Origin of the sequence: Microcoleus asticus IPMA8 (assembly GCF_013179805.1) — a bacterium.
Classification (GTDB): Bacteria; Cyanobacteriota; Cyanobacteriia; order Cyanobacteriales; family Microcoleaceae; genus Microcoleus; species Microcoleus asticus.
This window is the reverse complement of record NZ_SRRZ01000009.1, coordinates 44,148-70,946: the sequence shown is the minus strand read 5'-3', so window position 1 is coordinate 70,946 and position 26,799 is coordinate 44,148. Positions and strand designations below refer to the sequence as shown.

General features: G+C 46.3%; 20 protein-coding genes. 13 read left to right on the top strand and 7 right to left on the bottom strand.

The genetic code is table 11. From position 1 onward, the window contains the following. Window positions 1-549 precede the first annotated feature (549 nt). Window positions 550-2,130 carry a photosystem II high light acclimation radical SAM protein gene (locus E5S67_RS03960; RefSeq protein WP_172185714.1) on the bottom strand — a complete coding sequence of 527 codons (1,581 nt, stop codon included), beginning with the start codon at window positions 2,128-2,130 and terminating at the stop codon, window positions 550-552. A gap of 376 nt (window positions 2,131-2,506) precedes the next feature. On the opposite strand from E5S67_RS03960, the gene E5S67_RS03955 reads away from it, so the two are divergent. The 9 genes from E5S67_RS03955 to E5S67_RS03915 all read left to right on the top strand — a co-directional run bounded on the left by E5S67_RS03955 (window position 2,507) and on the right by E5S67_RS03915 (window position 11,599). Continuing rightward, window positions 2,507-2,896 (top strand): DUF1830 domain-containing protein, encoded by a 390-nt coding sequence (locus tag E5S67_RS03955; RefSeq protein ID WP_172185711.1) that lies wholly within the window; start codon window positions 2,507-2,509, stop codon window positions 2,894-2,896. Between the two features lie 237 nt (window positions 2,897-3,133). Continuing rightward, window positions 3,134-3,724, top strand: a complete 591-nt coding sequence (locus tag E5S67_RS03950) for a hypothetical protein (RefSeq protein ID WP_172185709.1) — start codon at window positions 3,134-3,136, stop codon at window positions 3,722-3,724. Between the two features lie 838 nt (window positions 3,725-4,562). Then, window positions 4,563-5,744, top strand: a complete 1,182-nt coding sequence (locus E5S67_RS03945) for a BMP family ABC transporter substrate-binding protein (protein WP_172185707.1) — start codon at window positions 4,563-4,565, stop codon at window positions 5,742-5,744. 192 nt (window positions 5,745-5,936) lie between these two features. Continuing rightward, the gene (locus tag E5S67_RS03940; RefSeq protein WP_246276617.1) at window positions 5,937-7,046 is read left to right on the top strand and encodes an ABC transporter permease; all 1,110 of its coding nucleotides are present in this window, start codon (window positions 5,937-5,939) and stop codon (window positions 7,044-7,046) included. 41 nt (window positions 7,047-7,087) lie between these two features. After that, window positions 7,088-8,014 carry an ABC transporter permease gene (locus E5S67_RS03935; protein WP_172185705.1) on the top strand — a complete coding sequence of 309 codons (927 nt, stop codon included), beginning with the start codon at window positions 7,088-7,090 and terminating at the stop codon, window positions 8,012-8,014. 29 nt (window positions 8,015-8,043) lie between these two features. Next, the gene (biuH, locus tag E5S67_RS03930; RefSeq protein ID WP_172185703.1) at window positions 8,044-8,727 is read left to right on the top strand and encodes a biuret amidohydrolase; all 684 of its coding nucleotides are present in this window, start codon (window positions 8,044-8,046) and stop codon (window positions 8,725-8,727) included. A gap of 115 nt (window positions 8,728-8,842) precedes the next feature. After that, window positions 8,843-10,450, top strand: coding sequence for an ABC transporter ATP-binding protein (locus tag E5S67_RS03925; protein WP_172185701.1), 1,608 nt, complete (start codon window positions 8,843-8,845; stop codon window positions 10,448-10,450). Window positions 10,451-10,562: 112 nt separating this feature from the next. Then, a complete protein-coding gene (locus E5S67_RS03920; RefSeq protein WP_172185699.1) occupies window positions 10,563-10,925 on the top strand; it encodes a cupin domain-containing protein in 363 nt (120 codons plus the stop codon). Then, window positions 10,916-11,599 carry a cysteine hydrolase family protein gene (locus tag E5S67_RS03915; RefSeq protein WP_172185697.1) on the top strand — a complete coding sequence of 228 codons (684 nt, stop codon included), beginning with the start codon at window positions 10,916-10,918 and terminating at the stop codon, window positions 11,597-11,599. The genes E5S67_RS03920 and E5S67_RS03915 overlap by 10 nt, the downstream gene beginning before the upstream one ends. 123 nt (window positions 11,600-11,722) lie before the next feature. Here the strand turns inward: E5S67_RS03915 and E5S67_RS03910 are convergent, their stop codons facing one another. The 4 genes from E5S67_RS03910 to purL form a co-directional block, all read right to left on the bottom strand. Then, on the bottom strand, window positions 11,723-12,808 hold the full coding sequence (locus E5S67_RS03910; protein ID WP_172185695.1) for a DUF3474 domain-containing protein: 1,086 nt from the start codon (window positions 12,806-12,808) through the stop codon (window positions 11,723-11,725). A 734-nt stretch (window positions 12,809-13,542) separates the two neighbouring features. Further along, a complete protein-coding gene (gene purF / locus E5S67_RS03905) occupies window positions 13,543-15,009 on the bottom strand; it encodes an amidophosphoribosyltransferase (RefSeq protein ID WP_172185693.1) in 1,467 nt (488 codons plus the stop codon). Between the two features lie 739 nt (window positions 15,010-15,748). After that, window positions 15,749-17,491, bottom strand: a complete 1,743-nt coding sequence (locus E5S67_RS03900) for a bifunctional serine/threonine-protein kinase/formylglycine-generating enzyme family protein (RefSeq protein WP_172185691.1) — start codon at window positions 17,489-17,491, stop codon at window positions 15,749-15,751. A 211-nt stretch (window positions 17,492-17,702) separates the two neighbouring features. Then, window positions 17,703-20,264, bottom strand: coding sequence for a phosphoribosylformylglycinamidine synthase subunit PurL (gene purL / locus E5S67_RS03895; RefSeq protein ID WP_172185679.1), 2,562 nt, complete (start codon window positions 20,262-20,264; stop codon window positions 17,703-17,705). Window positions 20,265-20,406: 142 nt separating this feature from the next. On the opposite strand from purL, the gene E5S67_RS03890 reads away from it, so the two are divergent. Then, the gene (locus E5S67_RS03890) at window positions 20,407-21,012 is read left to right on the top strand and encodes a pentapeptide repeat-containing protein (RefSeq protein ID WP_172185677.1); all 606 of its coding nucleotides are present in this window, start codon (window positions 20,407-20,409) and stop codon (window positions 21,010-21,012) included. Between the two features lie 167 nt (window positions 21,013-21,179). Here the strand turns inward: E5S67_RS03890 and E5S67_RS03885 are convergent, their stop codons facing one another. Continuing rightward, complete coding sequence (locus E5S67_RS03885) at window positions 21,180-21,806, bottom strand: Uma2 family endonuclease (RefSeq protein WP_172185675.1); 627 nt, start codon at window positions 21,804-21,806, stop codon at window positions 21,180-21,182. Between the two features lie 114 nt (window positions 21,807-21,920). On the opposite strand from E5S67_RS03885, the gene E5S67_RS03880 reads away from it, so the two are divergent. Next, window positions 21,921-23,675, top strand: coding sequence for a DUF3352 domain-containing protein (locus E5S67_RS03880; RefSeq protein WP_343045287.1), 1,755 nt, complete (start codon window positions 21,921-21,923; stop codon window positions 23,673-23,675). A 62-nt stretch (window positions 23,676-23,737) separates the two neighbouring features. Continuing rightward, window positions 23,738-23,866: a hypothetical protein gene (locus E5S67_RS33945; RefSeq protein WP_281363518.1), complete on the top strand. Its 129-nt coding sequence runs from the start codon at window positions 23,738-23,740 to the stop codon at window positions 23,864-23,866. Here the strand turns inward: E5S67_RS33945 and mrdA are convergent. Further along, window positions 23,856-25,682 (bottom strand): penicillin-binding protein 2, encoded by a 1,827-nt coding sequence (gene mrdA, locus E5S67_RS03875; RefSeq protein ID WP_172185673.1) that lies wholly within the window; start codon window positions 25,680-25,682, stop codon window positions 23,856-23,858. The two genes, E5S67_RS33945 and mrdA, sit on opposite strands and share 11 nt — an antisense overlap. Window positions 25,683-26,234: 552 nt before the next feature. Between mrdA and E5S67_RS03870 the strand changes: the two genes are divergently transcribed. Next, a complete protein-coding gene (locus E5S67_RS03870) occupies window positions 26,235-26,717 on the top strand; it encodes a hypothetical protein (protein WP_172185671.1) in 483 nt (160 codons plus the stop codon). Window positions 26,718-26,799 lie beyond the last annotated feature (82 nt).

Here is a 26,799-nt window from a genome sequence, read left to right as displayed (position 1 = left end):
AATAATATTTAATATCAGAGGTGAAAGATGCAGGAACACGGTACACCGTCGGTTTAAGTAAGGTGCGAACTGTGCACCTTACACCAGTGAAAATACACAAGTATGTCAATGCGATCGAAGGAAAGCAATCTCTTGCATTGAGGAGATTTTTAAGATTTTATGACTTGTTCACGCCGATCTGAGAAACCGGGTTTCTTCATATATTTCTCGTTACTAAACCTTTGATTTTCCTAGAAACCCGGTTTCTCGCCTCCCATGCGATCGCGAACTGACCGAAAGCATCTAGGATACAAGCCCCGGGATTCATGCGTCCAGAAATAAAAAACCTGTATCTGATAAAGGATCCCCCGAATTTATGCGTGGGGTCAATGCTTCAATTCTTTAATCTAAAATCTAAAATCTAAAATCTAAAATCGATTGACTCAGTTACACGGTAATGTTGATTTGCGCTTAGCTATTTAGTGAATAAAAAAAAGGGAAACAGAAGATACATTTTTTCTCCATTTCCCATTTTTAAAATAACCGTCGTCCTGACTGCGAACTTGGTAATTAATTAACTGCTGCCAACTGTTTGTCTTTGATTTCCACAGGCGCGGTTAATGCCTCTTCCAAATCCGCACAGCCGAGTTTTTCCTCCAAAATAGCCATCACTTCGCGGCCGAAATCATTGGAATTGCGCTGCCAAGCTTCTAAACAAATTTGCCCGAAAAACGAACCCAAAGGCTCGGGATTCCACAGCAACTTGCGCGCTGTCCAAGGCATCAAACTCATGGGATCGTACCCCGGTTGCAGAATATCCTTTTTAAAGGCGTATTCTTCCAAAATTGTGTGCGGCTGCAACCCGATAAAGAAAATCGCTGGTTCTACTTTATCGGCGCCAAAAATTCGCTCTAATTCTCGGTGATAAGCAATAGTTTGCCGGATAGTTTCAAAGGTTTCGTCAATGACGTTAAATGAGTAATTTACGGAAACCACATCGTTGTAACCTGCTGCTTTTAAATCGCGACAATTTTCCAAAACTACTCGCAAGTTGTAGCCCATTCGCATTTTGCGAACCAGTTCCTGGGAACCGCTGGTGATGCCGATTTCAAAGTAATTCATCCCCGTTTTTACCATCAAATCGCACAATTCGGGTGTGAGATTGTCCGCACGGATATAAGCGGCCCAGTGTATGTCATCCATGCCGGCAGCGATAATTTTTTGCAATAATTCAACTGCATCGTCGATGAATTTGCGTGCTGGGATAAATTGAGCGTCGGTAAACCAGAAATTGCGGATACCTCGATCGTACAATTGCCGAATCTCCGCCACCACCTCATCCGCCGGATTGATCCGCACTTGCTTGCCTTCAATCACCGTATAAATGCAGTAACAGCAATTGTGAGGACAGCCGCGCTTGGTTTGGACTCCCACGTAGAAGTCCATATCCTGTAGATAATAGGAAAATTCCGGCCAAATCGTTTCGATGTAGTTATAATTGCAGGCTGTTTTCTCGATGTTGGCTGGCTTTTCGTGAATTAGCTTCGCGCGCGGCACGGTTTCTCCCACCACATAACACCTTTCCTCGGCCAAATCTTCGCCCTTAATCAACTTCTCCAGCAAAGCTTCGCCTTCCCCCACCGAAACCACAGTTCCCGCCGGCAAACTGCGTCCCAACTGTTCGTAAAACACGCTCACAGCACCGCCCCCGACCACTGCACGAGCTTCGGGGCGGTATTTCCGGGCCCGCTTCAATCCGCGCTTAATCAGTCCCAAATTGCGCCAGAGTTCGGTGTAGTAAGACGCGGCTAAACGCAGTCCTCCGAGTGCTCCCCGGAACTTGATCAGCAGATTTTTGGCATAGTAAAACTCGAAGGCATTTTGCAGCGGATTGCCGCCCCTGCCGCCCACGGGCGCATAAATTTGAATGTCCCGCCAAGAGAAAACTAGCAGCGTCGGCTTAAACTCGTCTATGCTGGCATCCAAAGCTTTAGCGAAATCCAGGGGGGGCACCGCACCTAAATCAAAAATGCGCTGTTCGACATCGGGAAACAGCTTGTGTACGTGATCCGAAAGATACACAACTCCGATCGGAAAAATCGGATTGCAAGGGAGGCGAACGTACAGGACTCGGTTTTCTCGGCTTTCCATAATTGCCATATCCTAAACAGGAACTTTTTCTACTATGTTAATATTCTTTTAATATAACTTTACAATCTGTCTAATTTTCGCAATTTGATATTAAATATTCTTAAATTTTTCTATTCGGCTCAAGGCCCAGCGTGTTGGTGTCGATCGGCGACAGCAGCAAAAAAAAGCTCATTTTTAAGCAAATACAGCGTATATTGACCGAATATCCAACCTGGGGGTCAAAAAAACAATATTTATACAAGTAAATTATAAATTAAAGTTCGATCTGTCTCTAATGTGTTAGGGAGTTGGTAGTCGGCTTTACAGTTGGCTGGGATCGCCTAGTGTTAGCCTGAGAAGATAACTAAAACTTTTAGGCAAGGCTCCCTCAGCAGTTATGGCTCAAATTCTTGACCCCCTACCCTCAGACACCGACAGCAAGATTCTGTGCTGCTACGTCAACGCCACCAGTCAGATTCAGATTGCTCGCATCGCCAACATTCCTAACTGGTACTTTGAACGAGTGGTGTTTCCCGGACAGCGCTTAGTGTTTGAAGCGATGCCGGCCGCAGCATTGGAAATTCACACCGGGATGATGGCCAGTGCAATTTTGTCGGATAAAATTCCTTGCGATCGCTTGCAGATTAACGAAGGCCCCTATTCAAACGTCAATTCTAGCAGATCCCCAGAGGCAGTTCAGGGCGATCGAACAGCAATGGCCGGTCGCCCCAAATCCCGAGAAATCTCAGAACCTTTGACTGTACCGGCGCTAACCGCCGTCGATTAATCGGAGTTGTGAGTTTTGAGTTATAAATTGTCAGTAAATTGATAACTCCGCGCTCAAAATTCCAACTTCAGCAAAGTGGTAAAAACTCAACACTTAAGAATCAAAGTTTCTGAAATGAATTTTAGATCGAAACTCGCGACTGCAAATATTATCCGGTTTTTCGTATTTCCCTGAGTTTTGTTGGCGGGTCCGAAAGCTGTGCAAAAATATCATTAAACAGCTTCTCGAATTTCAGCCATGTCAGCACAACCGATCGCCTCTTCCCCATCCTCTGCCCCAGTATTTGAGCCGGCGATATTCCGGCTTTCTCCCCTGATTAGAATCACGCTGTTGAGCTTGTACACTGCCCTGACAATTCCATTGCCGTTTTTGTCGGAAGTAACGAAAGCACCCGTTCCGCCGGCAGCACTTTGGGCGGCAATTGTTGTCGGCGCTGTGGGCCTGTACGGCGCGCTCAGTGAAAGGGTAATTGTCAGCGAAGAAGGGATTGAAGTCACATATCCCAAGTGGTTTCCGCGTTTTTTTCGCAAGGGTTGGTCGCTACCTTGGACTGAGGTAAAAGCTCTCAAACCTCGATCGACCGGTCAAGGAGGTTTAGTTTACTATTTTTTGAGTCATTCGGGTGAAGGTTATTTGTTGCCAATGCGAGTGGCTGGGTTTGGTAAATTAGTCGGTTTGGTGGAAGCAAAAACAGGTATTGATACTAGAGATGTCCGCCCTTTGTCTCAGCCTTGGATGTATCTTATTTTACTTTTATGTACGCTGCTGCTGCTGTTGGTGGATGCGTGGACTATTGTTACGGCGATCGGGCTTAAAGGCAATCTGTAATTTTATCTCCGGTATAATAACCGTTATAAAGTTGGTAGTGAGCACTTCAGTCCTCATAAAACTTGCTCGGACTGAAGTCCTAACTAAGCTGTACTGCATTTAGTTTTTACCTTTGGGGCGGGCTAGAAAGCCACCCCAAAAGAACTCCCATAGAAATACAGCATATTCCATGTAGATGTAGATCGCGAGAAACCGGGTTTATGGAACAGAATCAGTAAGGATGCCAGAACTGTAAAGTAACCCCGTGAGAGCGCGGTGTACTTCATAAAGCTGGAATACGCTGTAAAATACCTCTTATTGACTGTTATTAGAAATCAAGGACAGTTTTTCTGATTTTATAATATCGATTTCTATTGTTTTTGATTCAGCCTCGACTTATTTTTAAGTTGCGTCCAAGACTAAAAAGCTAGTTGCGTGTCCGAACTCAAAAATTATTTTTTGTTTGTGGTGAACATTATTGTTAAATTTTGTTTTTAGCGAACTTTTTGGGAGACAATTTGGCTAATATTATTAAGTTTTTATAAAAAAACTTGCCACTAAAAGTAATTGGGATATGATAAACATCATTAATTTTTGGGAAATTAGACTTTCCTAAAACAACATTTCCAGCAAAAACTAATTTTTTATTAGAATTAGTTTTGGTTCACCATGAATCTTCTACATTAAATTCAAGATGTGATTTGAATGTAAATAGTTATTAACGCATTCGATCTCATTGTTGAATATATAGACTAAAAGCTGACAAATTTAGCGTGAATATCTAGCAATTTCCAGCAAGTATAAGCGTTAAAGCTTAGCTATGAATTCCTCTTAAAGACTTTTAGTGAGAACATAGAGAATGAGTACCAAAAAGTCATTGTTTATACCTCGGCGTCAAGTAATTCGTGGGATTTTATCTACTACAGCGTTTGCAGTCACATCGCGCCTTTGGACTGGATGTAGTCCTGCTAAAGAGGTTCAAGCAAACTCGGCTGGCAAAGATAAGCCAATTGTGATGGGATTTATTTATGTTGGTCCCAAAGATGACTATGGCTACAATCAAGCCCAAGCAGAAGGGAACGCTGGGGTTTCAAAATTAGCCTGGGTAAAAACAGTAGAGGAAGCAAATGTTCCTGAAACTACGGCGGTACAAGAAACCATGAGGAACATGATTGAACAGGATGGGGCAACGGTTCTGTTCCCTACGTCCTTCGGGTACTTTGACCCGCATATTCTGAAACTGGCAAAGGATTACCCGGAAGTACAATTCTTCCACTGCGGTGGACTTTATCAGGAAGGTAAGCATCCAAATAACGTTGGCAGCTATTTTGGCTACATTGATGAGGGTGAGTACGTAGCAGGCATTGTTGCTGCCCACGCTTCCAAAACCGGAAAATTAGGATTTATTGCTGCTAAACCTATACCGCAAGTATTACGCAATATCAATAGCTTTACCTTAGGGGCACGTAGCATTAAGCCAGAAGTTACAACTCAGGTGATTTTTACAGGAGATTGGTCTTTGCCTGTTAAAGAAGCTGATGCTGCTAATAGTATGGCTGACCAGGGTGTTGATGTAATTACCTGTCACGTAGATAGCCCCAAAGTAGTGATGGAAACGGCTGAGAAACGAGGCATTTTCTGTACTGGCTACCATGCGAGTCAAGCCCAACTTGCGTCCAAAGGATATTTAACAGGTGCCGAGTGGGACTGGACGAATGTCTATTCTAAGTATGCTGAAATGCTTAATGCTGGCAAGACGCTAATGAACGGAGGCATTCCCCATTTAGTACGCGGTGGTTTGAAGGATGGTTTTTTGAAGCTGTCGCCCTACGGTAGCGCCGTAACGGCCGAAGCGAAAAAGGATGCTGATGCTGCTAAGAGTAAGTTTCTTGATGGCAGTATGGTCATTTATAAGGGGGAAATAAAAGATAATACCGGGAAAGTTGTGATTGCTGAAGGTAAGGATTACAAGCAGCAAGACGCAGAACTAGAAAAGATTAATTGGCTGGCATCCGGCGTCATCGGCAAAGTTACGAGTTAATTAGCTGATGTGCATTCAAAATTGTATAGCGGACAACTTAAACGCTGATTAGCTTAGTAGGGGCGAGCAGCTTTGCCCCTACATACCCCTTCCTTTCGCTAAGAAAGTATTTCACGCCCGTCGGCAACTGCTATACAAGCAAGTTTTTAATTCAACACTCATCATTTTCTTAGTAATTCATCTTTTATTCTGATGATGATTAACCGTCAAAACTGGCGTACAACTTTGGAAGCGGTTTGTATCCCGATCGCCGCCATCCTCTTCTCATTGGTATTGTTTGGAATTTTTTGTGCTGCGGCTGGATCTAATCCCTTTGCTGTCTATGCCTCAATCTACAAAGCAGCGTTTGGCAGTTGGCATTCATTCCAAAACACCCTGATTAGGGCTGCACCCTTGATGTTGAGTTCCCTGTGTACGGCTTTGCCTGCCCGTTTGGGGTTGGTGATTATCGGCAACGAGGGCGCTTTAGTAGTTGGGGGTCTGGGGGCTGTAGCTACTGGACTGGCTTTATCTTCTGCACCGCCGACGTTAGTCCAAATTGCAATGGCGCTGGCAGGAATTGTCTGTGGAGGTGTGTGGATTGGTGCAGTGGGAGCTTTGCGCTATTACCGGGCAGTGAATGAGACAATTAGCAGCTTGTTGTTGAACTATATTGCGATCGCCCTGCTGAATCATTTAGTCGGCGGCGTAATGCGTGACCCCAGCAGTGTCAATAAAATTTCTAGTTACCCGATTCCTGATGTGAATATGTTAGGAAATATTCCAGGAACCCGCGTTCACTACGGTCTAATTTATGGGTTGGTTGCTTGTGCGATCGCCTACTTCCTGATCCAGCGCACTACATTTGGCTTTGCAGCTAGAACAGCAGGAGGTAACATCCGCGCTGCTCGAATTGCCGGACTTCCTGTCGGCAAGTTGACAATGGCAATCTGTTTCTTAGCTGGCTCTTGTGCAGGTTTGGCAGGCATGGTGGAAGTCGCAGCCGTGCATGGTCGAGCTAACGAATCACTTAATGCTAACTATGGCTACAGCGGTATCTTAGTTGCATTCATTGCTCGACACAACCCTCTTGCTGCAACTATTGTGGCAATTCTGCTTGGTGGCATTCTTGCTAGTGGTGGCATCTTGCAACGGGCACATGGACTGCCCGATGCAACGGTTTTAGTGTTCCAAGGGTTGGTATTTTTGGTAGTTCTGTATAGCGAATCGCTCTACGGACGTTTGCCATTTTTCAAAGAACGGTCAACCGATAGCCCTCAGCAGCCACCTTCTAGCGAGCAACCATCAGTAGCCGCTGTCTAAGCAATACGTTAAGCCAAAATCTCAAATCGGAGGAATCCACAATGGCAGCAGAAGTATTAGGTTGGTGGGGAGTACCTTTAGGTATCTTGGCAGGAACTTTGCGGGGTAGCGCTCCGTTTCTGTTCGTCAGTTTGGGCGAATGCCTGACGGAAAAAAGCGGCAAGATTAATTTGGGGTTAGAAGGGACACTGTTAACGGGCGCGATGAGTGCCTATGCTATTTCTTATCAGACTGGATCGCCTTGGTTAGGTGTTTTAGCCGCTGGTCTAGCTGGCATGGTACTAGGTTTTATCCACGCTTGGCTGTGCGTACAACCAAAAGTAAATGACATTGCCGTAGGCATCGCCATGATTATTTTTGGTAGCGGCATTGCTTTCTTTTTTGGCAAACCTTTTATTCAACCAAGTGCCCCCCAGTTGCCTAGTTTCCCTCTGGGTGCTTGGAGTCATCTGCCTCCGGTGCAATCAGCGCTACAAATTTGTCCCCTATTTTTGTTAGGTGTAGCGATCGCCCCTCTAATGCAGTGGTTCTTTAAATCAACTCGCTGGGGGTTATTCATTCGTGCAGTTGGAGATAGTCCCGATGCTGCAAAAGCAATGGGAATCTCCATTAATAAAGTTCGTATGCTCTGCATTATCGCGGGCAGTTTTCTAGCTGGAATTGGTGGTGCTTATTTATCCCTTTACTATCCCGGTAGTTGGACAGAACGCATCTCTAGCGGTCAAGGACTCATGGCAGTAGCGCTGGTAATTTTCGCCCGTTGGAATCCAGTTCAGTGCTTATACGCCTCGTTGCTATTTGGGGGAGCGCAGGCGATCGGCCCCGCTTTGCAATCAGTAGGGGTGGATTCCTATTACTACTTATTTAATGCTTCGCCCTACATCCTGACGCTGGCGATCATGATTATTACTTGTTCGCCGAAACGAACTTTGACAGGCGCGCCTGGATCTTTAGGAACTAACACGTAAAACAGGAATTTATCGCAAGGAAGATAAACATGGGACGTTTTGTAGAAGCTGAACCATATCCTTATCCTTACAATGGCGATTTGCGCCCAGAAAATACGGTGCTGCTGATAATTGATATGCAAATTGATTTCTGCGGCATTGGTGGATATGTTGATAAGATGGGCTACGACTTGTCACTGACTCGCGCTCCTATTGAGCCAATCAAGCAAGTCTTAGAAGTCGCACGGGCGAAGCACTTCCATATCATGCACACCCGCGAAGGACACCGCCCCGACTTAGCAGATTTACCAGAAAACAAGCAGTGGCGATCGCGCCAAATTAACGCCGGAATTGGCGACCCCGGCCCCTGTGGCAGAATTCTTGTTCGAGGTGAAGCCGGGTGGGAAATCATTCCAGAACTCGCGCCTTTGCCTGGAGAAGCGGTGATTGATAAGCCTGGAAAAGGTTCATTTTATGCTACGGATCTAGATCTTTTACTGAAACGCAAAGGCATTCAAAATATTGTCTTGGCTGGCATTACAACCGATGTCTGCGTCCATACCACAATGCGAGATGCAAACGATCGCGGTTATGAATGTTTGCTCTTATCTGACTGTACAGGCGCAACAGATTATGGCAACCATTTGGCGGCACTCAAGATGATCCAGATGCAGGGAGGAGTGTTTGGAACCGTCGCTGATTCAGAAGCATTTATCAAAGCTTTAAGTATTTAATTTTGAGGAAATAAAAAGTAAATAGTTCAAGCATTGAAATGAATCCCGCCATCTAACTAAAGAATCAAATCTCATAAATAGCCGATAAACTTAAAACTTTACAGGAGATAAAAACATGACAGAAGTGAAAGACTCTCTAGCCAAAAACTCAGCACTAAATACTCAAAATTATCTAGACACTCAAAACTCAAACTTCACAACTCAAAACTTTCTGCAACCACCAGAACTAGAGGTGGTTAACATGACTAAGCGGTTTGGCACGATGACTGCACTTGATAATTTCTCGATGACGCTAAAACCAGGGACATTTCATGCTTTGCTGGGCGAGAACGGAGCAGGCAAAAGTACCCTTGTTAAATGTGTCATGGGTTTCTATACTCCTACTTCAGGCAAAGTCTTGATTGATGGGCAGGAAACTGCGATCGCAAGTCCTCGCGATGCTCATAAGTACGGCATTGGCATGGTTTACCAGCACTTCACCTCTGTGCCTGCGATGACTGTAGCCGAAAATCTGGTTTTGTCCCGCTTTGATAGCCCCAATTTGATTAACTGGAAAGCCGAGTACGAGCGGTTAAAGGCTTTTATGAAAACTGCTCCTTTCCGAGTTCCTCTAGATACCCCAATCTTTCAATTAGCTGCCGGGGAAAAACAAAAGCTAGAAATTCTTAAACAGATATATCTTCAGAGTCGGATCTTGATTCTGGACGAACCCACTTCGGTGCTTACTCCGCAGGAAGCCGATGAGGTTTTAGGTCTACTGCGCGCAGAAGTTACTGCCGGAAGATTAAGCGTGTTAATTATCAGCCACAAATTCCGGGAAGTGATGGCGTTTTGCGATAGCATCACGGTGCTGCGTAAAGGAAAGTTTGCAGGTCAGGGTTTGGTAAAGGATCTGACTGTCTCGGATATGTCTGAAATGATGATGGGTGAAAGGCGCGAGCCAAAACAAGTTGAAAAGACAGCCCTCCCAACGACTATTCCTGTCCTTGAAGTTAAAGACCTTCATGCCAATAAAGACAACGGTCTGGAGGTATTGACAGGAGTAAATCTCACAGTTCACAGCGGCGAAATAGTTGGGATTGCAGGTATCTCTGGCAACGGTCAGCGGGAACTGGTGGAGGTGTTGGCAGGTCAGCGTTCTGCTACAGGTGGAGATGTGCTGGTCAATGGCGAAGTTTATACAGCAACACGAGCCGAGATGTTTAAACATCAGGTCTTCGCACTACCAGAAGAACCCCTTCATAATGCTTGTGTGCCACACATGAGTGTGGCAGAAAATTTAGCCCTGCGGACGTTTGACCGCCCTCCTCAAGCTAAAGCAAGTATCTTACTCATCCTGAAAGAAATTAGGCAGGCGGCTAAGAGCTTAATTAATACTTTCAAAATTAAAACGCCTTCGCCAGATACCCCTGTAGGCAATCTGTCGGGGGGAAATGTACAGCGCACAGTGCTAGCGCGGGAACTCTCCGCCGAACATATTAAGTTACTAATTGCCGCGAATCCTTGCTTTGGTCTAGATTTTGCTGCTGTGGAGTATATTCACGGTCAGATTATTGAGGCTCGCAACCGAGGAGTAGCTGTGTTGCTGGTGAGCGAAGATTTAGATGAACTGCTGAAATTGTCCGATCGGGTTTTGGTAATCAGTGGCGGGAATTTTACTTATGAAAGTGCGATCGCAGATGCAGATTTTGTTCAGATAGGTAAGAGTATGGCAGGACACTAATCAATTTTGGATTTTGGATTAATTGACGAAGAGGACGCGGCGATGCTCCATAGTTTCTTGCCATTCTCCGCGTCCTTCTGTCTCCATGTATTATTTCATTCGAGCCATACCTATGACTGAACTACTGAACCAAGCTTTGATCCTTAAGGATCTACCTAATATCGCGACGTGGCAGAATAACTTGCCTTGGCAACCATTTCGTGATGGGGTTGAAATCTACCGACTTTATGGTGACAACGAAAGTGGATCGGCTGCTGCTCTACTGCGGTATGAGCCGGGAGCAAGTGTCCCAAGGCACACGCATACTGGTTTTGAACATATTTATGTACTAACTGGATCGCAAACTGACCAGAATGGCGAACACCAAGCCGGAACCTTTGTCATTAACCCCCCTAACAGTAACCACAGTGTTGTCAGCCAAGCTGGCTGCATAGTCCTAGTAATTTGGGAAAAACCTATATCGCTATGGTCTTAATATCTGCCCAACCTTATGATTATGAACTGCCAGTCTCTGGCGGTGTGGCTTTGGTTATCATCGATATGCAGCGAGACTTTTTGGAGCTTGGGGGATTTGGTGAAGCTTTAGGCAATGATGTCAGCCAACTACAGGCAATCGTGCCAACGGTAAAGCAGTTGTTAGAGGCATTTCGCGATCGCCATCTCCCTATTGTTCACACTATTGAAGGTCATCAACCTGACCTTTCTGATTGTCCTCCATCTAAGCAAAAGCGGGGTCAAAGTAAACTTAAAATTGGCGATCGAGGCCCAATGGGACGAATTTTAATTTTGGGTGAACCTGGCAATTCAATTATCTCAGAATTGACACCTATGCCTGATGAAATAGTAATTAATAAACCAGGCAAGGGCGCTTTTTATCACACTAATTTGGAATTAATACTTCGTGAAAAAGCGATTACTCACCTAATTTTTACTGGAGTCACGACTGAGGTTTGCGTTCAAACAACTATGCGCGAGGCTAACGATAGGGGGTTTGAAGGTTTACTCGTTGAGGATGCTACAGCCAGCTACTTTCCACAGTTTAAACAGAGCGCGATCGATATGATTCGCGCCCAAGGCGGTATTATTGGTTGGACTGCGAGGGCTGAAGCAGTAATACAAGCTTTGGTGGAAAAATCGCTGGCGGGGTGACAACCCCTCCAGGGCGGCTTGTCACCCCTCCAGATGTGGAACATCTGATCGAACACGCGCAAAAAAGAAAAACCTGGTTTCTTTAAGAAGCCGGGTTTTTGCATATTCTATTGTTTATTTAAGCTACTTAACTTCAGCCGATCGCCGAGTGCTAGGCGATTCGTAGCAAATTCCAGAACCTGTATCCGAGACAAAATGACAATCCCAGTAAGAGCGAATAAAGCTCTTCCAAATTGGATCGGTTGACTTGCGATAATAATCGCCCAACACTGGCTTGATGGCTTCCGTTGCTTCCTTCAAGTGATAGTGCGGCATCGTCGAGAAAATGTGGTGGGCTACGTGAGTCCCGATGTCGTGATGGATGGAATTGATGATTCCGTAGTCGCGATCGATCGTAGACAATGCACCTTTCAAGAAATACCAATCTTTACCGCGATACCAAGGAATATCGGCTTCTGTGTGGTGCAGGTATGTTACCAAATCCAGCCACATCACGAACACTACATAGGGAACCAAGTAGAACTTGAGTAAAAACAGCCAACCAAACTGATAGGTTAGGGCACCTAAAAAGCCTACCATCAGTACCAAGGATGCGGAACTCGTCAACACATCCCATTTTTCGGAGGGACGGAAAAGCTGGCTACCGGGCATGAAGTGAGAACCTGCCCGAACGCCCGATCCGCGAAACAGATAAATTGGGTAGGCAAATAACATCAAATAGAAGCGTCCCAGCTTTTCGTACCAGCGCATTTGTTCGTAATGGCTCTCCGACACGGGATACCAGCTTTCATCGTTATCTAAGCTGCCTGTATTCGCGTGGTGGGTTCTGTGACTGATCCGCCAACCGTGGAAGGGCACGAGAATTGGAGCGTGGGAGAGGTGTCCGATCAGGTTGTTGAGCCATTTGCTCTTAGAAAATGAACCGTGTCCGCAGTCGTGGCCCACTACAAACAATGCCCAAAACATGGTTCCCTGCATCAACCAAAAGATTGGGTAAAAGAGCCAGGAATCGACGGTGTAGGCGATCGCATACAAACCTGCGATAATTCCCAGATCTAAAAAGAAGTAAGCCAGAGATCTCCATGCCGAGGGTTCAAAACAGTGGGCTGGAATGGCTGATTTGATATCAGCAAGAGTAAAAGGTAACTCTGTTGTACGAGAGGATGAGCCTTGATTGCTCGGGGGATTGAGAACAGTATTTGATTGCACGAAGTTTCCGATTTAAGCTGACTTGAGAAACCGCATTCCGCCTTCTTTTAACAGTCAATCGATTTTAGATTTTAGATTTTAGATTTTAGATTCACTCCACAGATGAATCTGGGGGCTTAAACTAAGATCTAAACTTTTTGGCTCTCCCCGACTCATGTCGGGGGGTTGTATCCCTATGCAGGTGAGGTAACATTCAAACTGCAAGGAGCCATGTTTTTACTCTGCAAGGGTTTCTAAAGTTCTTTAGTTCGCATGAATAGCCCGTCCGCGATTCTCAAGCAAGTTGGCTTGCGGAATACTTGTGTGGGAAAATTTAGTGCGATCGACCCTGTTATCTGAAAAAATCTCATGTGCCCGTTGTTGGTGCGAAATGCGACTTCAATCTGAGAGTGGACATCTGGAGGAACTATCTCCAGTCTGCAGGTAGCATACAGCGCTTCAAGCAGGAATTGTGAACGAGAGTGTAGGGAAAAACCCATCAATTTTAGATTGGCGATTTTAGATTGAAGGACAAATATCAAATCTCAAATCACCAATCTAAAATCGGAGTGTTGGGTTTCACACAAGTTCTACCCACCCGACTGTTCACTACTGTTCACAAATTCTGCAATTATTGCTACAGCTAAGTTAATGTAACATTTCTACACACATTCTGGCAATGACTTACCAGAAAAACTTGAAAATCCATAAATCGCGGAAAGTGACGGGCGATCGCTTTCTCGCTTTTTGATTTTCTAGGTACCAGCTTTTTCTAATATGAGCTTAGACCGTTTTACCATTTCTGGAACGTCGATCGGATAATCACCAGTGAAACACGCCGAACAAAAACTCATCGGGTCTTCGTTAGTCGCCTTCAGCATTCCATCCCAACTCAAGAAAGCCAAAGAATCTACCCCAATTTGGGCGCCGATTTCTGCGACTGACTTAGTAGCAGCAATCAACTGATCTTGATTGTCGGTGTCGATCCCGTAGAAACACGGATGAGTCACCGGCGGCGAGGAAATTCTCATGTGAACTGCGGTAGCGCCCGCATCCCGCAAGGCTTTGACGATTTTGCGGCTGGTAGTGCCGCGCACGATCGAATCGTCGATAATAATTACTCGCTTTCCTTCCAACACATCTTTGAGAGGGTTGAGTTTCATGCGGATTCCTGACTCCCGCATTGTCTGAGTCGGTTGAATAAAAGTGCGCCCGACGTAGCGGTTTTTAATCAATCCTTCGGCGTAAGGAATGCCGGAAGCTTGAGAAAAGCCGATCGCCGCCGGAATTCCAGAATCGGGAACGCCGATAACTATATCAGCCTCAGCCGGAGATTCTGCTGCCAACAAACGCCCGATCCGCAGCCGGTAGCTGTATAAACTTTCACCTTCCATCTGGCTGTCGGGTCGAGCAAAATAGATCATTTCAAAGATGCAAAGTTTGCGCTTCTGCTGCTGGCTCCAGTGGAAGGAAGCCATACCTTCCTCTGTAATCCAAACTAATTCTCCCGGTTCTACGTCCCGCAAAAATTCAGCACCGATAATATCCAAGCCGCAAGTTTCCGAAGCTAAAACGTACCGTACCGGAGTTGTGGGGAGGATGCCAATTACCAGCGGGCGGACGCCGTGAGGGTCGCGGACTCCCATCACGCCTTTGGGGGTGGCGATCGTCAAACTAAAGGCTCCTTGGCACATACCAAAGGCACTGATCGCTGCTTCCAGCCAGTCTTTGCCCTTGTCTACCTCGGAACCGATCGCCACTGCGATCGCCTCTGAATCCGTCGTGCTCACAAACTCGCAATTGCGAGACATCAACTCTTCGCGCAATTCTTTAGTATTGACAAGATTCCCGTTATGTGCCAGTGCCAGACTTCCCAAACGAGTTTCGACGACAACAGGTTGAGCGTTGACAACCCGCGACGAGCCGGTAGTAGAGTAGCGAGTGTGGCCTACGGCTAAGTTACCGGGCAAGTGACCTAAACTCGATTCGTTGAAGACTTGGGAAACCAGTCCCATATCTTTGTGCAGGTAGACTTTTTCACCGTCAAAGGTGGCAATCCCTGCGGATTCCTGACCCCGGTGCTGCAAGGCATACAAACCGAAGTACGTCAACTTGGCTACATCTTCACCCGGTGCGTAGATACCAAAAACGCCGCAAGCTTCCTCTGGCTTGTCGGGTTTACTAGAATGCTCGTCAGCCGCGAAGGAATGGTTGGGAATCATAGATGGGTGGGTTCCTAATGGGGAAGGTGGGTTAGGGGGACAGTTTCAGCGGAAAATCTTGTTTGCGAAAGCGTCGCATAACTTAACATTCCCTTAATCTTGCCACGGATCTGTCATTATTTCCAACTCGTGTAACATTTCAGACAGAAGCGATGCGGCGTTTAATGGCATTGTAGTATCGATCGCCCCCCGATCCTATATTAACCTTGATGAGTGGTGGGCGATGGGGCGATGGATTGGGCGCGATCGGGCGATCGGGCAATGGGGCGATTGATTGGGCGCGATCGGGCGATTGAAATCGCTTCTATACACACTTTAGTCTCAGCAGAGGGGGACTAAGAGATAGGCGATCGTGCAACGGGAAATGAATTACAAAATTGCTTCACTGGCTTTTTCAAATATTAAAATTTAAGCGCGATCGATCTTGACTTTTTCATAAAATTGACCTACTATATCATCATCGGAATCTGTGCGGCCATGTAAAGTCATTTTTGGCGTGGCAAGTTATGGAAATAGCACGGAGCAGATAAGTTTTTCAGTTTAATTTGTAGGGTGCATCGCTGCGAGATTCTCGATCGAACTTGCAGATTGTTTCGGGCGACGCATCTTACTAATTTGTGGTACGTCGCTGTGAAATAGTCGATCGAACTTGCAGATTGTTTCGGGCGACGCACTACGCACCCTACGCCTTCAACCCGCTAAAGGGCTAGAGAGCAGAGAAGAGTCCTCGCCGGGAAAACTAGGACGAGGAAGAAACCGACGCTACCGCAACGCGAAAAACCCTGTACCCCCACCTGAGGTCCGCCGAGGCGTAGTTACGATTGGCACTACGGCAATGGACCGCATCGTTGTCCCAGGAACCACCACGCTGCACTCGGTTATTATCCCTTCCAGTTTCCCAAGAACTTCCGTCAGTCGGTGCGCCGCTATAGTTATCATGCCAGCGATCGCTGCACCATTCCCAAACATTCCCGTGCATATCATACAAACCAAACGGATTCGGCGGAAAAATCCCCACATCCGTTGTTTGTTTGCGGTAAAGTCCCTTGGGCGAAGAACCGTAGGGATTATTGCCATCATAATTAACTAAATCCGGGGTAATTGTCTCGCCAAAATAGAAAGGCATTGTTGTTCCGGCGCGACAAGCATATTCCCATTCGGCTTCCGAAGGTAAGCGATAAATCTTGCCGGTTTTTTGAGAAAGTTTCCGGCAAAATTCCACAGCAGCATTCCAGGTAACTTGTTCTACAGGGAGTTGTTTGCTTTTCAAAAAACCTTTGAAATGAGAAGGGTTATTCCCCATCACGGCTTGATATTGTGCTTGAGTAACTGGATATTTACCCATAAAAAAAGGAGAGATATTAACGGTACGCTGTGGCCCTTCACTGTCAGAGCTCCCTACTTCCGTATGGGGGGAACCCATCACGAAACGGCCGCCAGGAATTGCTATCATGTCTAAGATTGCACCGCTACCTAAATTTTCCCTGAAAAATTGTGCTTGACGCTGTTGGCGGTTAGTTATATTACCCCGCACATCAACTGTTACCACTTCAAAGTCTATTTTTTGTAAATTTATGCTATTTTTGGGCGTTGACTGACTTTGAAAATCTATTAAAACTTCCTCTGCTGATTGATAGCGCTGCTGGATATCTTTTGCCAACAACTTAGATAAAATCAATTCCAATCCCTTATCTATGGGACTCTTCAAATGTTGCTGCCAATTTGCAGTCCAACTATAACCTTTTTCTAGGAACAAATAATAAGGATGTACCCCCGTCAGTAGATGAAATGCCGTCGCCCCCAAGCTAAAAAAATCGCTGGCTGGATAAGCTTCACCCCCTTTCATTTGTTCAAGGGGTGCATAACCATGCGAACCAATTTGCGTTCCCTGTCGCGATATCACTGTTCCCGACAACTGTTTGGAAACTCCGAAATCTATCAGCATTAACAAACCGTCGCTGCGACGGTGCATAATATTCTCAGGCTTGATATCTCGGTGAATAATTTTTTGTGTGTGAATAAACCTGAGAACAGGTAGAAGTTCGAGTAATAGTTGCTTAACTTGGCTTTCTTGCCAAATTCCCTGATTTTGGAAAAGCGTCAACAAATTATCTCCATCGACAAACTGCTGTACCAGATACAAATAGTTTTCTTCTTCAAAATAGGCATCTAGTGATGGAATTTGCGGATGTTGTCCTAGCTGTTGCAGTTGTCTGGCTTCTTGCTGAAATAACTCTACCGCTTTGCTAATCGCCCACGTTCCCTGGACATTTGGTGCTAATTGTTTAACGACACAGCGTTGATTTAGTCTATCAATATCTTCTGCTAAATAGGTTCTGCCGAAGCCACCTTTACCGAGGAATTTGAGCGTGCGGAAACGATTTCGCAGGATGGGTACGAGTTTAACGCCACAACTGATGCAATATGTTTGTCCATCCGGGTTTTCAGGTTTTTGACAGTCGGGATTGATACAGCAAATCATTTATTTTATGAATAATATTGTTCATATTATATAGAGGAATTGGGTGATTGACACGGCGATTAATTGGGGGATTGACACGGAAATTGAAACGGCGATTGAAATCGCTTCTACACAAACAAAGTCCGCCTTCGCGGACTCAAGAAATGCAACCCGCGTCGGCGGGTTTCGTCTGTGTAGACGCGGTTTCAACAGCCCTTTGTATGGACTGCGATTAGACAGATGCAATCCGACGCTCGATCGCATTATAGAACCGATCGCCCATCTCACTCATCCCAACCTCAAGTAACACTTGATTATCAGCACTCAAAACCCGCAAAGGTGATTCAGCCCCGGCAACTAAACCGATTTTATGCCACATTTTAGTCAAATGTTCTTGCAGGTAAGACTCCCAAATGCCTTGATTTTTCGGGGCGACTGAAACTACAATGCAGTTGCCCATTTCACCAAACAAAATTTCATCCCAGCGGCCGACATTTGCCGAATTAAAGCTGAGATGAATTTCCGCACCCATTTTAGCAGAGATACAGCATTCCGCGAGGGCGATCGCAATTCCACCTTCCGCACAATCATGGGCAGAACCTACCCAACCTTGCCGAATACCATCGCGACAAACCGATTGCACTTTTCTTTCTAACTCAAAATCTATCCTTGGCGGTTTCCCAGCGACAATCCCGTGAATTGCCGCTAAATATTCCGAACCTCCCAAAGTAGGAGAAGTTTCGATTTTTGACCTGTCAGATGAAAGTTCTGAGTGTTGGGATGATTCCCCCATTCCCAGCACATAAATTAAATCACCTTTCTTTAGCCAAGCTTGGCCGCAAATCTTCTTCAAATCGGGAATTAACCCCACCATTCCGATTACCGGAGTCGGATAAATTGGTTGAGGATTTCCCTCAGCATCAACCGTTTCATTGTAAAGAGAAACATTGCCGCCAGTAACAGGCGTTCCCAACTCCCGACAAGCATCAGCAATTCCGCGACAAGCTGACGCTAACTGCCAATACCCGATCGGCTTTTCAGGACTGCCAAAATTCAAATTATCAGTAACTGCCAGAGGTTCAGCACCCACACAGCTTAAATTTCTCGCTGCTTCCGCTACGACTGCTTTTGCACCTTCATAAGGATCGAGATAAACATAACGAGAATTGCAATCAACCGTTGCAGCAACTCCAGGAATCATCCCCAGGGGCGCTTCCTTTTTGCTAAGGGGGGGAGAAATTTTTGGAGTTTCCCTACCTTGTGCTTTCTTAAATAGAGGAATTACCTCTTCTTCCTGTTTGCTTTCGGAAGCTAGAGAAATAGCATTTTCTCTCTGCAGATCTCCCTTAGCAAGGGGGTGTACTTCTACCCCTTCAGCAAGGGAAGATTGGCAGGGTTCTAGCGGACGCAATCTGACAACCGCAGCATCAGCGCCTCCCGGTAAAACAACAGTATTGTTTTGCACTTGATGGTCGTATTGGCGATAAACCCAGCGTTTAGAAGCGATGGTGGGAGTATCTAAAAGCGTCAGCAAAATCTGATTCCAAGTTTGGAAATTGCCGTTAATTTCGATACCTGTAACTGTGGATTGTGGCAGCGAATCCGCCGTCCATTCCCATGCTTTTTTAGCATACTCGGGCGGCTCTGTCAACAATTCTCGGTGATAAATTGGTGTGTTATCTGCCAAAGCAGTCGCGGTAATTTCGGCAGCGATTTCGCCTTTAAATAGAATTCGGACGATCGGCTCTTCAATCACTGTACCCGCTACTACCGCGTGCAATCCCCAGCGGTGGAAAATATCGATTAATTCCTGTTCGCGTCCTTTTTGGGCCACAAACAACATCCGTTCTTGGGATTCTGAAAGCAGGTATTCGTAGGGAATCATGCCGCTTTCTCGAACGGGAACTTTGTCTAAATCGAATTCAATGCCGACGCCGCCTTTGGCTGCCATTTCTGATGTCGAACAGGTGATTCCGGCGGCGCCCATATCTTGGGCGGCGACAACAGCACCGGTTTTGAATGCTTCTAAACAAGCTTCAATTAAGGATTTTTCTAAAAATGGATCTCCTACTTGGACTGCGGGGCGATCGTCCATTGATTTGTCTGTCAATTCGGCACTCGCAAAACTTGCTCCTCCCATGCCATCTCTGCCAGTAGTTGAACCGACGTAAAGCACGGGATTTCCGATGCCGGATGCCCCGGATTTTACGATTTCTTGAGTTTCCATTAAACCCAAGGCCATGACGTTAACTAATGGGTTGCCGGAATAAGCAGGATCGAAGTAAACTTCGCCGCCAACTGTAGGTACTCCGATGCAATTTCCATAATGGGAAATTCCCGATACTACGCCTTTGAACAATCTCTGAGTTTTAGCATCGTCTAAGTTGCCGAAACGCAGGGAATTTAAAAGTGCGATCGGGCGTGCACCCATTGTGAAGATATCGCGGAGAATCCCGCCGACACCGGTTGCTGCACCTTGGAAAGGTTCGACTGCTGACGGGTGGTTGTGGGATTCAATTTTGAAGGCGAGTTGCAAGCCTTCTCCCAAGTCTACGACGCCGGCATTTTCTCCGGGCCCGACGAGAATTCGATCGCCCTCTGTGGGAAACTGTTTTAATAGCGGTCGCGAATTTTTGTAACAGCAGTGTTCGCTCCACATAACGCCGAACATTCCCAATTCAGCTTTATTAGGATGGCGGCCGAGACGCTGAACGATTTCTTCATATTCTTCAGGTGTGAGTCTTTCACCGGCAATTTGTTCGGGGGAAAATGGAGATTCGGAGATGGGAGACATGGAAACTCGTTATAAACCACAGGCTTTATTCTAAATGCCCTGTGCTTGGTTAATCTAAAATCTATAATCTAAAATCTATAATCCTAGGTCTTTGGGTTGTGAATCTAAAATCTAAAATCTAAAATCTAAAATCTAAAATCGAATGACTTTACCTCGAAATCTCAATTTTGCTAACCAAAACTTGCGGAACCGTTCTTTTAAAGGGCTTGACTTGTCAGGGGCGAATTTCAGCGGTTGCGACATTCGAGGCTGCAATTTCACCGGGGCGATTTTGAGGGGGGCAAATTTTCAGGGTGTCAGAACCGGACAAAGCCGCAGGCGGGTGAGAAATTTGATTGCTAGGGCTGGGGTAACTGCGGTGACAGTGACGACGGCTGGGGCTTTGACTGGACTGATTGGCGGGGCGGATGCGGGGGCTGTGGCTGTGGCCGGAACGGCTGCTACGGCGATTGCTGCGACTCGGGGCGAGGCTGGAATTGTGGCGGGGGCTGTGGCTGGGGCTGCTGCTGCGATCGGGGCTAGCGGTATTGTGACATTTTTTGGCGGAGATACTATCAGGGGAATTGTCTTATTTTTGGTTTCTGGGGTAATTCTTGGGTTAACTGCGATCGGCTTTTTTATCGCTGTTGAGGAAATAGAAAAATTGTCGATAACCTCGTTTAGAAAAGCTGATTTAACTGATGCTGTATTCGATCCGGGGGCGGTTATAGATGCCGATTTTTCCGATGCGCGAGGAGTGCCCTGGTAGACTACACAATTACTGATTTTTTACCGAAAGCATCCAGGATACAAGCCCCCGGATTCATCCGTGGAGAAATAAAAAACCTGTATCCGATGAAACTTGCCCCCCAAATTTATTCGTGGGGTGAATGCTTCAAATCTAAAATCTAAAATCTAAAATCTAAAATCTAAAATCTAAAATCGATTGACCCATTCCCGGAATTCTCGCACTGCTGCGGTTGCGCCTGTAGTTTGACAGCGATCGATAAATTCGTCAACTTTTGCAGTCGGTAGGATCGGGAAAGCCGGGGAATAATTGCACTCCGCATATTCGCCATTTTGTAATTGATAAAACTTGATGCTTGTTCCGTCGTACCGCCAAATTTCTGGTACGCCTAAATCTGCATATAAATCGAATTGATTTAAGGAACTGCTGGTAATATCAATTTCTAGTGCTAAATCGGGCGGCGGATCTTGAGCAAAGTCTAATTCTGTTCTCCCTCTGACCAGTGCTTCATTCTGGATATAATAGCATGAATCTGGTTCTTTTCCCGCTGCTTTTTGGCGTTTTTTAATAGTCATCGAGCCAAAGGGATTGTACTCCAGATTGAGTTCTTCGATGAGAGTTACAATTAAGCGATCGATCAGCCTGTTGCGGTTTTCATGTTCCGGTAGCGGCACCATAATTTCTAATTGACCTTGATAATAAGCAATTCTGGTGGAACGTTTGTTGCCCAGTTCCCCTAGCAGGCTTTCATATAATTGCCAACTGATATTTTGCAGTAAAACTCGCTGTTCGGCGGCAGTTGATATTGTTAGCATTTTACTTGGGTTTTAAAGCTTGAGAATATTTTAATTGATTCTTTTTTTTGCGAACAGCACAAAAAGTATCTGCCGACAGCTACGGTCATGCGCTACTCTAGTTAATAATAGACTGTGGTCATTAGTCCTTGTTGTATGAAGTTGCGATCGTTCTTTTCTTTCCTCATTGCTGGCGTCTTGGCACTCTTAGGCTTGAGTGCCGGCGGTTTTTACTGGCTGACAACTCACACTCCCCTGAATTTGCTCGCCGGCGGGCCGACAACTACTCCGGCTGCGGCTGTGTTTGTCTCGAAACAAGCACCTTTGTTAGCATCAATGCTGGTAAATCCCGATCGCCTCGAAGCATTGCGGCAAGTTTTTGCCACTCCCGAAGAAAGAAGTCGATCGCACGCGGAATTTGATCAAATCAAAAAAAGTTTCCTCGCCAGTACAGGCCTCGATTACAGTAGAGATATCCAACCTTGGATAGGTGACGAAATTACCCTCGCCGTCACAACGCCAGATTTCGATGGCGACAGCAGCAACGGTCAACAAGCCGGGTTTTTGCTGGCCGTTTCCTCCCAAAAGGTCGATCGCAGCCAACAATTTCTCGACTCCTACTGGCGCAAACAATCTCGGGCAGATAAAACAGTTCATTCGGAACTATATAAAGGCGTAAAAATTAATTATAAACAAGCACCAACAGCCAAGAAAAAAATTGCTTCGCTTTCGCCTTTTAACCCGTTTTCTCTGCCGAATTCAAAGTTGCCATCCAGCTTCGCAACAGCAGCCATCGGCGGTAACTTAAATTCGGGTAATAACCAAAATTTTGTTTTATTTGCCAATAGCCAGAATGTGATTCGAGATGCAATTAATAACGTTGAATCAGCCAACATAAATCTCAATAATACCCCAGAATATCAAAAAGCTTTGCAGCAGCTAACTCAAGGCAGAATCGCTTTAGCATTTGTCAATCTCCCGCAGTCAGGAACCGAGCAAAATACCCAAGTTTCTCTTAATTCTCTCGCAGTTGCTGTCGGAGTTAACCGACGGGGATTGCTGGCTCAAACTGCTTTAGTGACATCACGAGAAAACACAGCTTCTCCAACACTCTCCGAACCTGTGCAAGCCTTGCAGTACATTCCCTCAGCCAGTCCTCTCGCGGTCGCAAGCACCGATTTAAAGAATTTTTGGGCTGATTTGTCATCGGCGGTGTCAGCTAACGCTGAAGTCTCAAATTTAGTCGATCGCACCCTGGCAGATATTCAGCAAGTTTGGGGCGTCAACCTGCCGCAGGATATATTTGACTGGGTACAAGGAGAATACGCTTTAGCAGTGCTTCCGAATTCGTCAAATAGTGCCGACTGGATTTTTGCCGCAGAAAACTCTGCTGATTCCCCAAAGGCGATCGAGAAACTCGATGAAATTGCCCGCAGCAAAGAATACAGCATTGGCAGCTTCACTCTCAGAAACCAGAAAATTACCGCTTGGACGCAGTTGACAACGAGCCAGAATTATGGAAAAGAAAGTAATAGAAAAAGTGCGATCGAAACCCAGGCAAAAGGAGTCCGAGCCACCGTCGGCAAATACGAAATTTTCACCACTTCAGTAGAAGCAATGGACGCAGCACTAGAAGCAGCCGAAACAGGCTCTTTAGTTGTAAATGAAGATTTTCAAACCAGCATTGAACCGCTACCGCCATCTAACGACGGCTATTTTTATTTAGACTGGCCATCCAGCAGGACAATTTGGGAAAAACAAATCCCGCTGTTGAGGTTAATTGAACTTTCGGCAAGACCGTTGTTCGACCACTTGCGATCGCTCACTGTCACCAGTACGGGAGAAATAACAGGAATTCGCAAAGCTACAATATTTATGCGGCTGAATTAGTCAGTAGTCAGTAGTCATTAATCAGAAGGAAGAAGGAAGTTCGGCAACGGATTCTGTAACGGATGTCAGGAAGAAAAAAGGAAGAAGGAAGAAGGAAGAAAGAAGAAGGAAGAAGGAAGAAGGAAGGAAGAACAAGAAACTACTCCCAATTCCCAATTCCCAATTCCCCATTCGCAATAACTAAGGACTAATAACTACTGGCTTCTTCACCTTTTTCGGTTGCCCAAAATAAGCTTGAAACACCTCTTTCGCGATCGGGGCAGCGGCAACAGAACCATAACCGCCATTTTCCACAACCACGGCGATCGCAATTTCCGGCTTCTCAGCGGGCCCGAAGGCCACATACAAAGAGTGATCCTGCTGTCCAATAACCTCCGAAGTCCCTGTTTTGCCCGCCGTCAGCGGAATCGTACCGTCATTCATCCCCTGTCCCGTACCCTGGGCAACCACCGCGATCAGCCCTTCCTTAACCACCTGAATTGTTGAAGGTTTCATCCCCGTCTGTACCCGTTTAGTCTCCGCTGTGCCGGTCATAGAAGTCAAAAGATGAGGCTTCACCCGATAGCCGCCGTTAGCGATCGAACTCACCATCACCGCCGCCTCCAAAGGAGTCACCAACACCAACCCCTGGCCGATCGACATCGTTACTGTATCACCCGCATACCAAGGTTCTTCATAGATTTTCTCCTTCTCCTCCGGCGTCGGGATTTGACCGTGATTGCCACCGCTTAGCCCCAAAAGATTCAAATCCGTATCCTTGCCAATTCCCAAGCGGTGTCCCCACTTAGAAATTTGCTCCGGCCCCGTACTCATCCCCACTTGATAAAAAAACGTATTGCTGCTGAAAGCCAAGGCATCCCGAAAGCCTATGTAGCCGTAACCGCCGCTGTGTTCGTTAAAATCAATTCCCCCCACAGTAATGTAAGACGAAGTACCGAGAATTGAGTCCGGCGAAAACTTGCCCGACTCCATGCCCGCGACGGAAGTCACAATTTTAAAAGTGCTGCCGGGGGGATAGCCTTGCATGGCCCGATTCAAAAATGAATTTTCCTGGTCTTGAAGAGTTGCCCAGTCATCCTTAGTGATTTTTCGCGTAAACAGATTGGGGTCAAAAGTCGGGTGGCTGGCCATAACTAATACCGCGCCGGTTTTCACGTCCAGGGCAACTACTGCCCCCCGGCGGTTCCCCAAGGCTTTTTCGGCTGCTTTTTGCATGGACAAGTCTATGGTTAGCTGCACCGCCTCGCCCGGTTTGGGCGGTGTCTCTCCCATCAGCCGCAATTCTTGATTTTGGGCATTTACCTCGATCAGCCGATCGCCCCAAACTCCCGCAATCTGCTTGTTAGAACTCGCTTCTATGCCCATCTGACCCACAATCATCCCCATCGGATATTCCGGGTGATCTTCCAAGTCTGCTGCGGTAGCTTCGCCAATATATCCGAGAACGTGAGCCGCCAAACTGCCTTCGGGATAGTAGCGGTTCGCTTCTGGCCGAACTTCCACTCCCCGCATTTGTCCCACCTGTTCTGCTAGCGGCACAAACACCTCTGGCGGCATCGCTTGCTTGATCCGCACCGGCCTGTAGGATAGAGGATCTACCTGTTTTAATTTTTGTAAAATTTCTTTGGCCGGAATTTTAACCAGCGGACTCAACTTTTCTGCTGTCGCTTTCCACTCTTCCGGCGTTTGTTCTTTCGGCCACAAATATACCGATCGAGCTAAATTGTTCGCCGCTAGCAGCTTGCCGTTGCGATCGACAATGTGTCCGCGATTCGCCGGCATTGGCACTAGGCGAACGCGATTGTTTTCGGCTCGTTCCCGGTTTTGCTTCCCTTGTACCAGTTGCAATTCCACCAGCCGACTAGCGTGCAGGCCCAGCAAACCGGTTGCCACCAGCATTAACACGATCGCCCGGTGTATCGGACGCTCCTGTTTTTTAGGAGTTTCCCCCAGGGTTTTGTCAGAAGAATGAAATCCTGAGATCGAATAAAATTGTCGTTGCATCATTCTATAGGTAGATGTCAAGTCCTAGATTTTAGATTCCTGATTGTCAATTGTGAAGTATACATCATCAGGCCGGGGAGGCTCGGGCCTCGATGTTGGGGGAAGCGGAATCATTGATAATTAGTTTTTGACTAATAACTAATAACTCATGAATGCTAACTGCTGACTAATCCCCCAAGCACCAAGAAATAGCCAGCAAAATCAAGGTCAGGCTCAGCCAATTAGGGAAGTGGAGCCAGCCAGATAGACCCATAGGTAACAATACCAAAACCTGTGTCAATAGGGAACAGATCGTCAACACCAAGGCTAGGAGTATCAAAATAATCATCTTGACACCGTACAATTTCGGATATGAGTCGATCGCCTGTGGCAGAAATTGGAGTGGCACTCGCAGCGCGAGCGCACACGGATTGTTCTGATAGACATAAACAAGAGAAACCAGGAGGTTTTGAATAAATTTAAAAAAAGTTATTTTTCCTCCAGAGTTATTGCTGTAGGGGCTGCGATGGGTAAATTCTGAGTTGTAATTTTAAGTTGTGAGCGAGGAATATTGCCATGTTGTTTAATCAGCGAGCCAATTTCAAAAACGGTGCAGTCTTGGCGGCGATCGCCGCGATCGCCGCCCTACCAGTTTTAGCAGAAACAGCCAATTTCGGCACTTTAACTTTATCGCGAGGTTTTGGAGCCCCAACAGCAGTTTTGAGAGGTTCCACAGGCGGATCGTACTCTCTATCTGCCATTGCCAACGCCGATCGGCACAAAAACAAATGTTTGGGTTTTGCCACCCCAACTCCCGACCACATCATCGTCTTGCAGCAAAACTTTTCAAAACTCGCAATCAAAGTCAACAGCGGAGGCAAGGACACAACCTTACTCGTACAAGGCCCCGGTAATGCGGTGCGCTGCGGAGACGATGCAGGCCAGAATAAAGATGCTGGCATTGTTGATTCTGAATGGCAAGCAGGCTCTTACAGGATTTGGGTCGGTACTCTCGAACCCGGAGTCAAGTCTAACTATACAATCTCTGTACAGGAATAGAACGCCGCGGCGCTGTGGGATGGGGACAATCAAATACGATCAAATTCTCCCCCAATCTGCCAATCTGCCAATCTCCCACTCC

Excerpts from the sequence above, each read along its gene's own strand:
- purF (WP_172185693.1), bottom strand. The coding sequence starts at position 15,009 with ATGATTCCCAACCATTCCTTCGCGGCTGACGAGCATTCTAGTAAACCC.
- E5S67_RS03925 (WP_172185701.1), top strand. The coding sequence starts at position 8,843 with ATGACAGAAGTGAAAGACTCTCTAGCCAAAAACTCAGCACTAAATACT.
- mrdA (WP_172185673.1), bottom strand. The coding sequence starts at position 25,682 with ATGATGCAACGACAATTTTATTCGATCTCAGGATTTCATTCTTCTGAC.
- E5S67_RS03870 (WP_172185671.1), top strand. The coding sequence starts at position 26,235 with ATGTTGTTTAATCAGCGAGCCAATTTCAAAAACGGTGCAGTCTTGGCG.
- E5S67_RS03945 (WP_172185707.1), top strand. The coding sequence starts at position 4,563 with ATGAGTACCAAAAAGTCATTGTTTATACCTCGGCGTCAAGTAATTCGT.
- E5S67_RS03900 (WP_172185691.1), bottom strand. The coding sequence starts at position 17,491 with ATGATTTGCTGTATCAATCCCGACTGTCAAAAACCTGAAAACCCGGAT.
- purL (WP_172185679.1), bottom strand. The coding sequence starts at position 20,264 with ATGTCTCCCATCTCCGAATCTCCATTTTCCCCCGAACAAATTGCCGGT.
- E5S67_RS03915 (WP_172185697.1), top strand. The coding sequence starts at position 10,916 with ATGGTCTTAATATCTGCCCAACCTTATGATTATGAACTGCCAGTCTCT.
- E5S67_RS03890 (WP_172185677.1), top strand. The coding sequence starts at position 20,407 with ATGACTTTACCTCGAAATCTCAATTTTGCTAACCAAAACTTGCGGAAC.
- E5S67_RS03955 (WP_172185711.1), top strand. The coding sequence starts at position 2,507 with ATGGCTCAAATTCTTGACCCCCTACCCTCAGACACCGACAGCAAGATT.
- E5S67_RS03940 (WP_246276617.1), top strand. The coding sequence starts at position 5,937 with ATGATGATTAACCGTCAAAACTGGCGTACAACTTTGGAAGCGGTTTGT.
- E5S67_RS03960 (WP_172185714.1), bottom strand. The coding sequence starts at position 2,130 with ATGGAAAGCCGAGAAAACCGAGTCCTGTACGTTCGCCTCCCTTGCAAT.
- E5S67_RS03950 (WP_172185709.1), top strand. The coding sequence starts at position 3,134 with ATGTCAGCACAACCGATCGCCTCTTCCCCATCCTCTGCCCCAGTATTT.
- E5S67_RS03885 (WP_172185675.1), bottom strand. The coding sequence starts at position 21,806 with ATGCTAACAATATCAACTGCCGCCGAACAGCGAGTTTTACTGCAAAAT.
- E5S67_RS03935 (WP_172185705.1), top strand. The coding sequence starts at position 7,088 with ATGGCAGCAGAAGTATTAGGTTGGTGGGGAGTACCTTTAGGTATCTTG.
- biuH (WP_172185703.1), top strand. The coding sequence starts at position 8,044 with ATGGGACGTTTTGTAGAAGCTGAACCATATCCTTATCCTTACAATGGC.
- E5S67_RS33945 (WP_281363518.1), top strand. The coding sequence starts at position 23,738 with ATGTCAGGAAGAAAAAAGGAAGAAGGAAGAAGGAAGAAAGAAGAAGGA.
- E5S67_RS03920 (WP_172185699.1), top strand. The coding sequence starts at position 10,563 with ATGACTGAACTACTGAACCAAGCTTTGATCCTTAAGGATCTACCTAAT.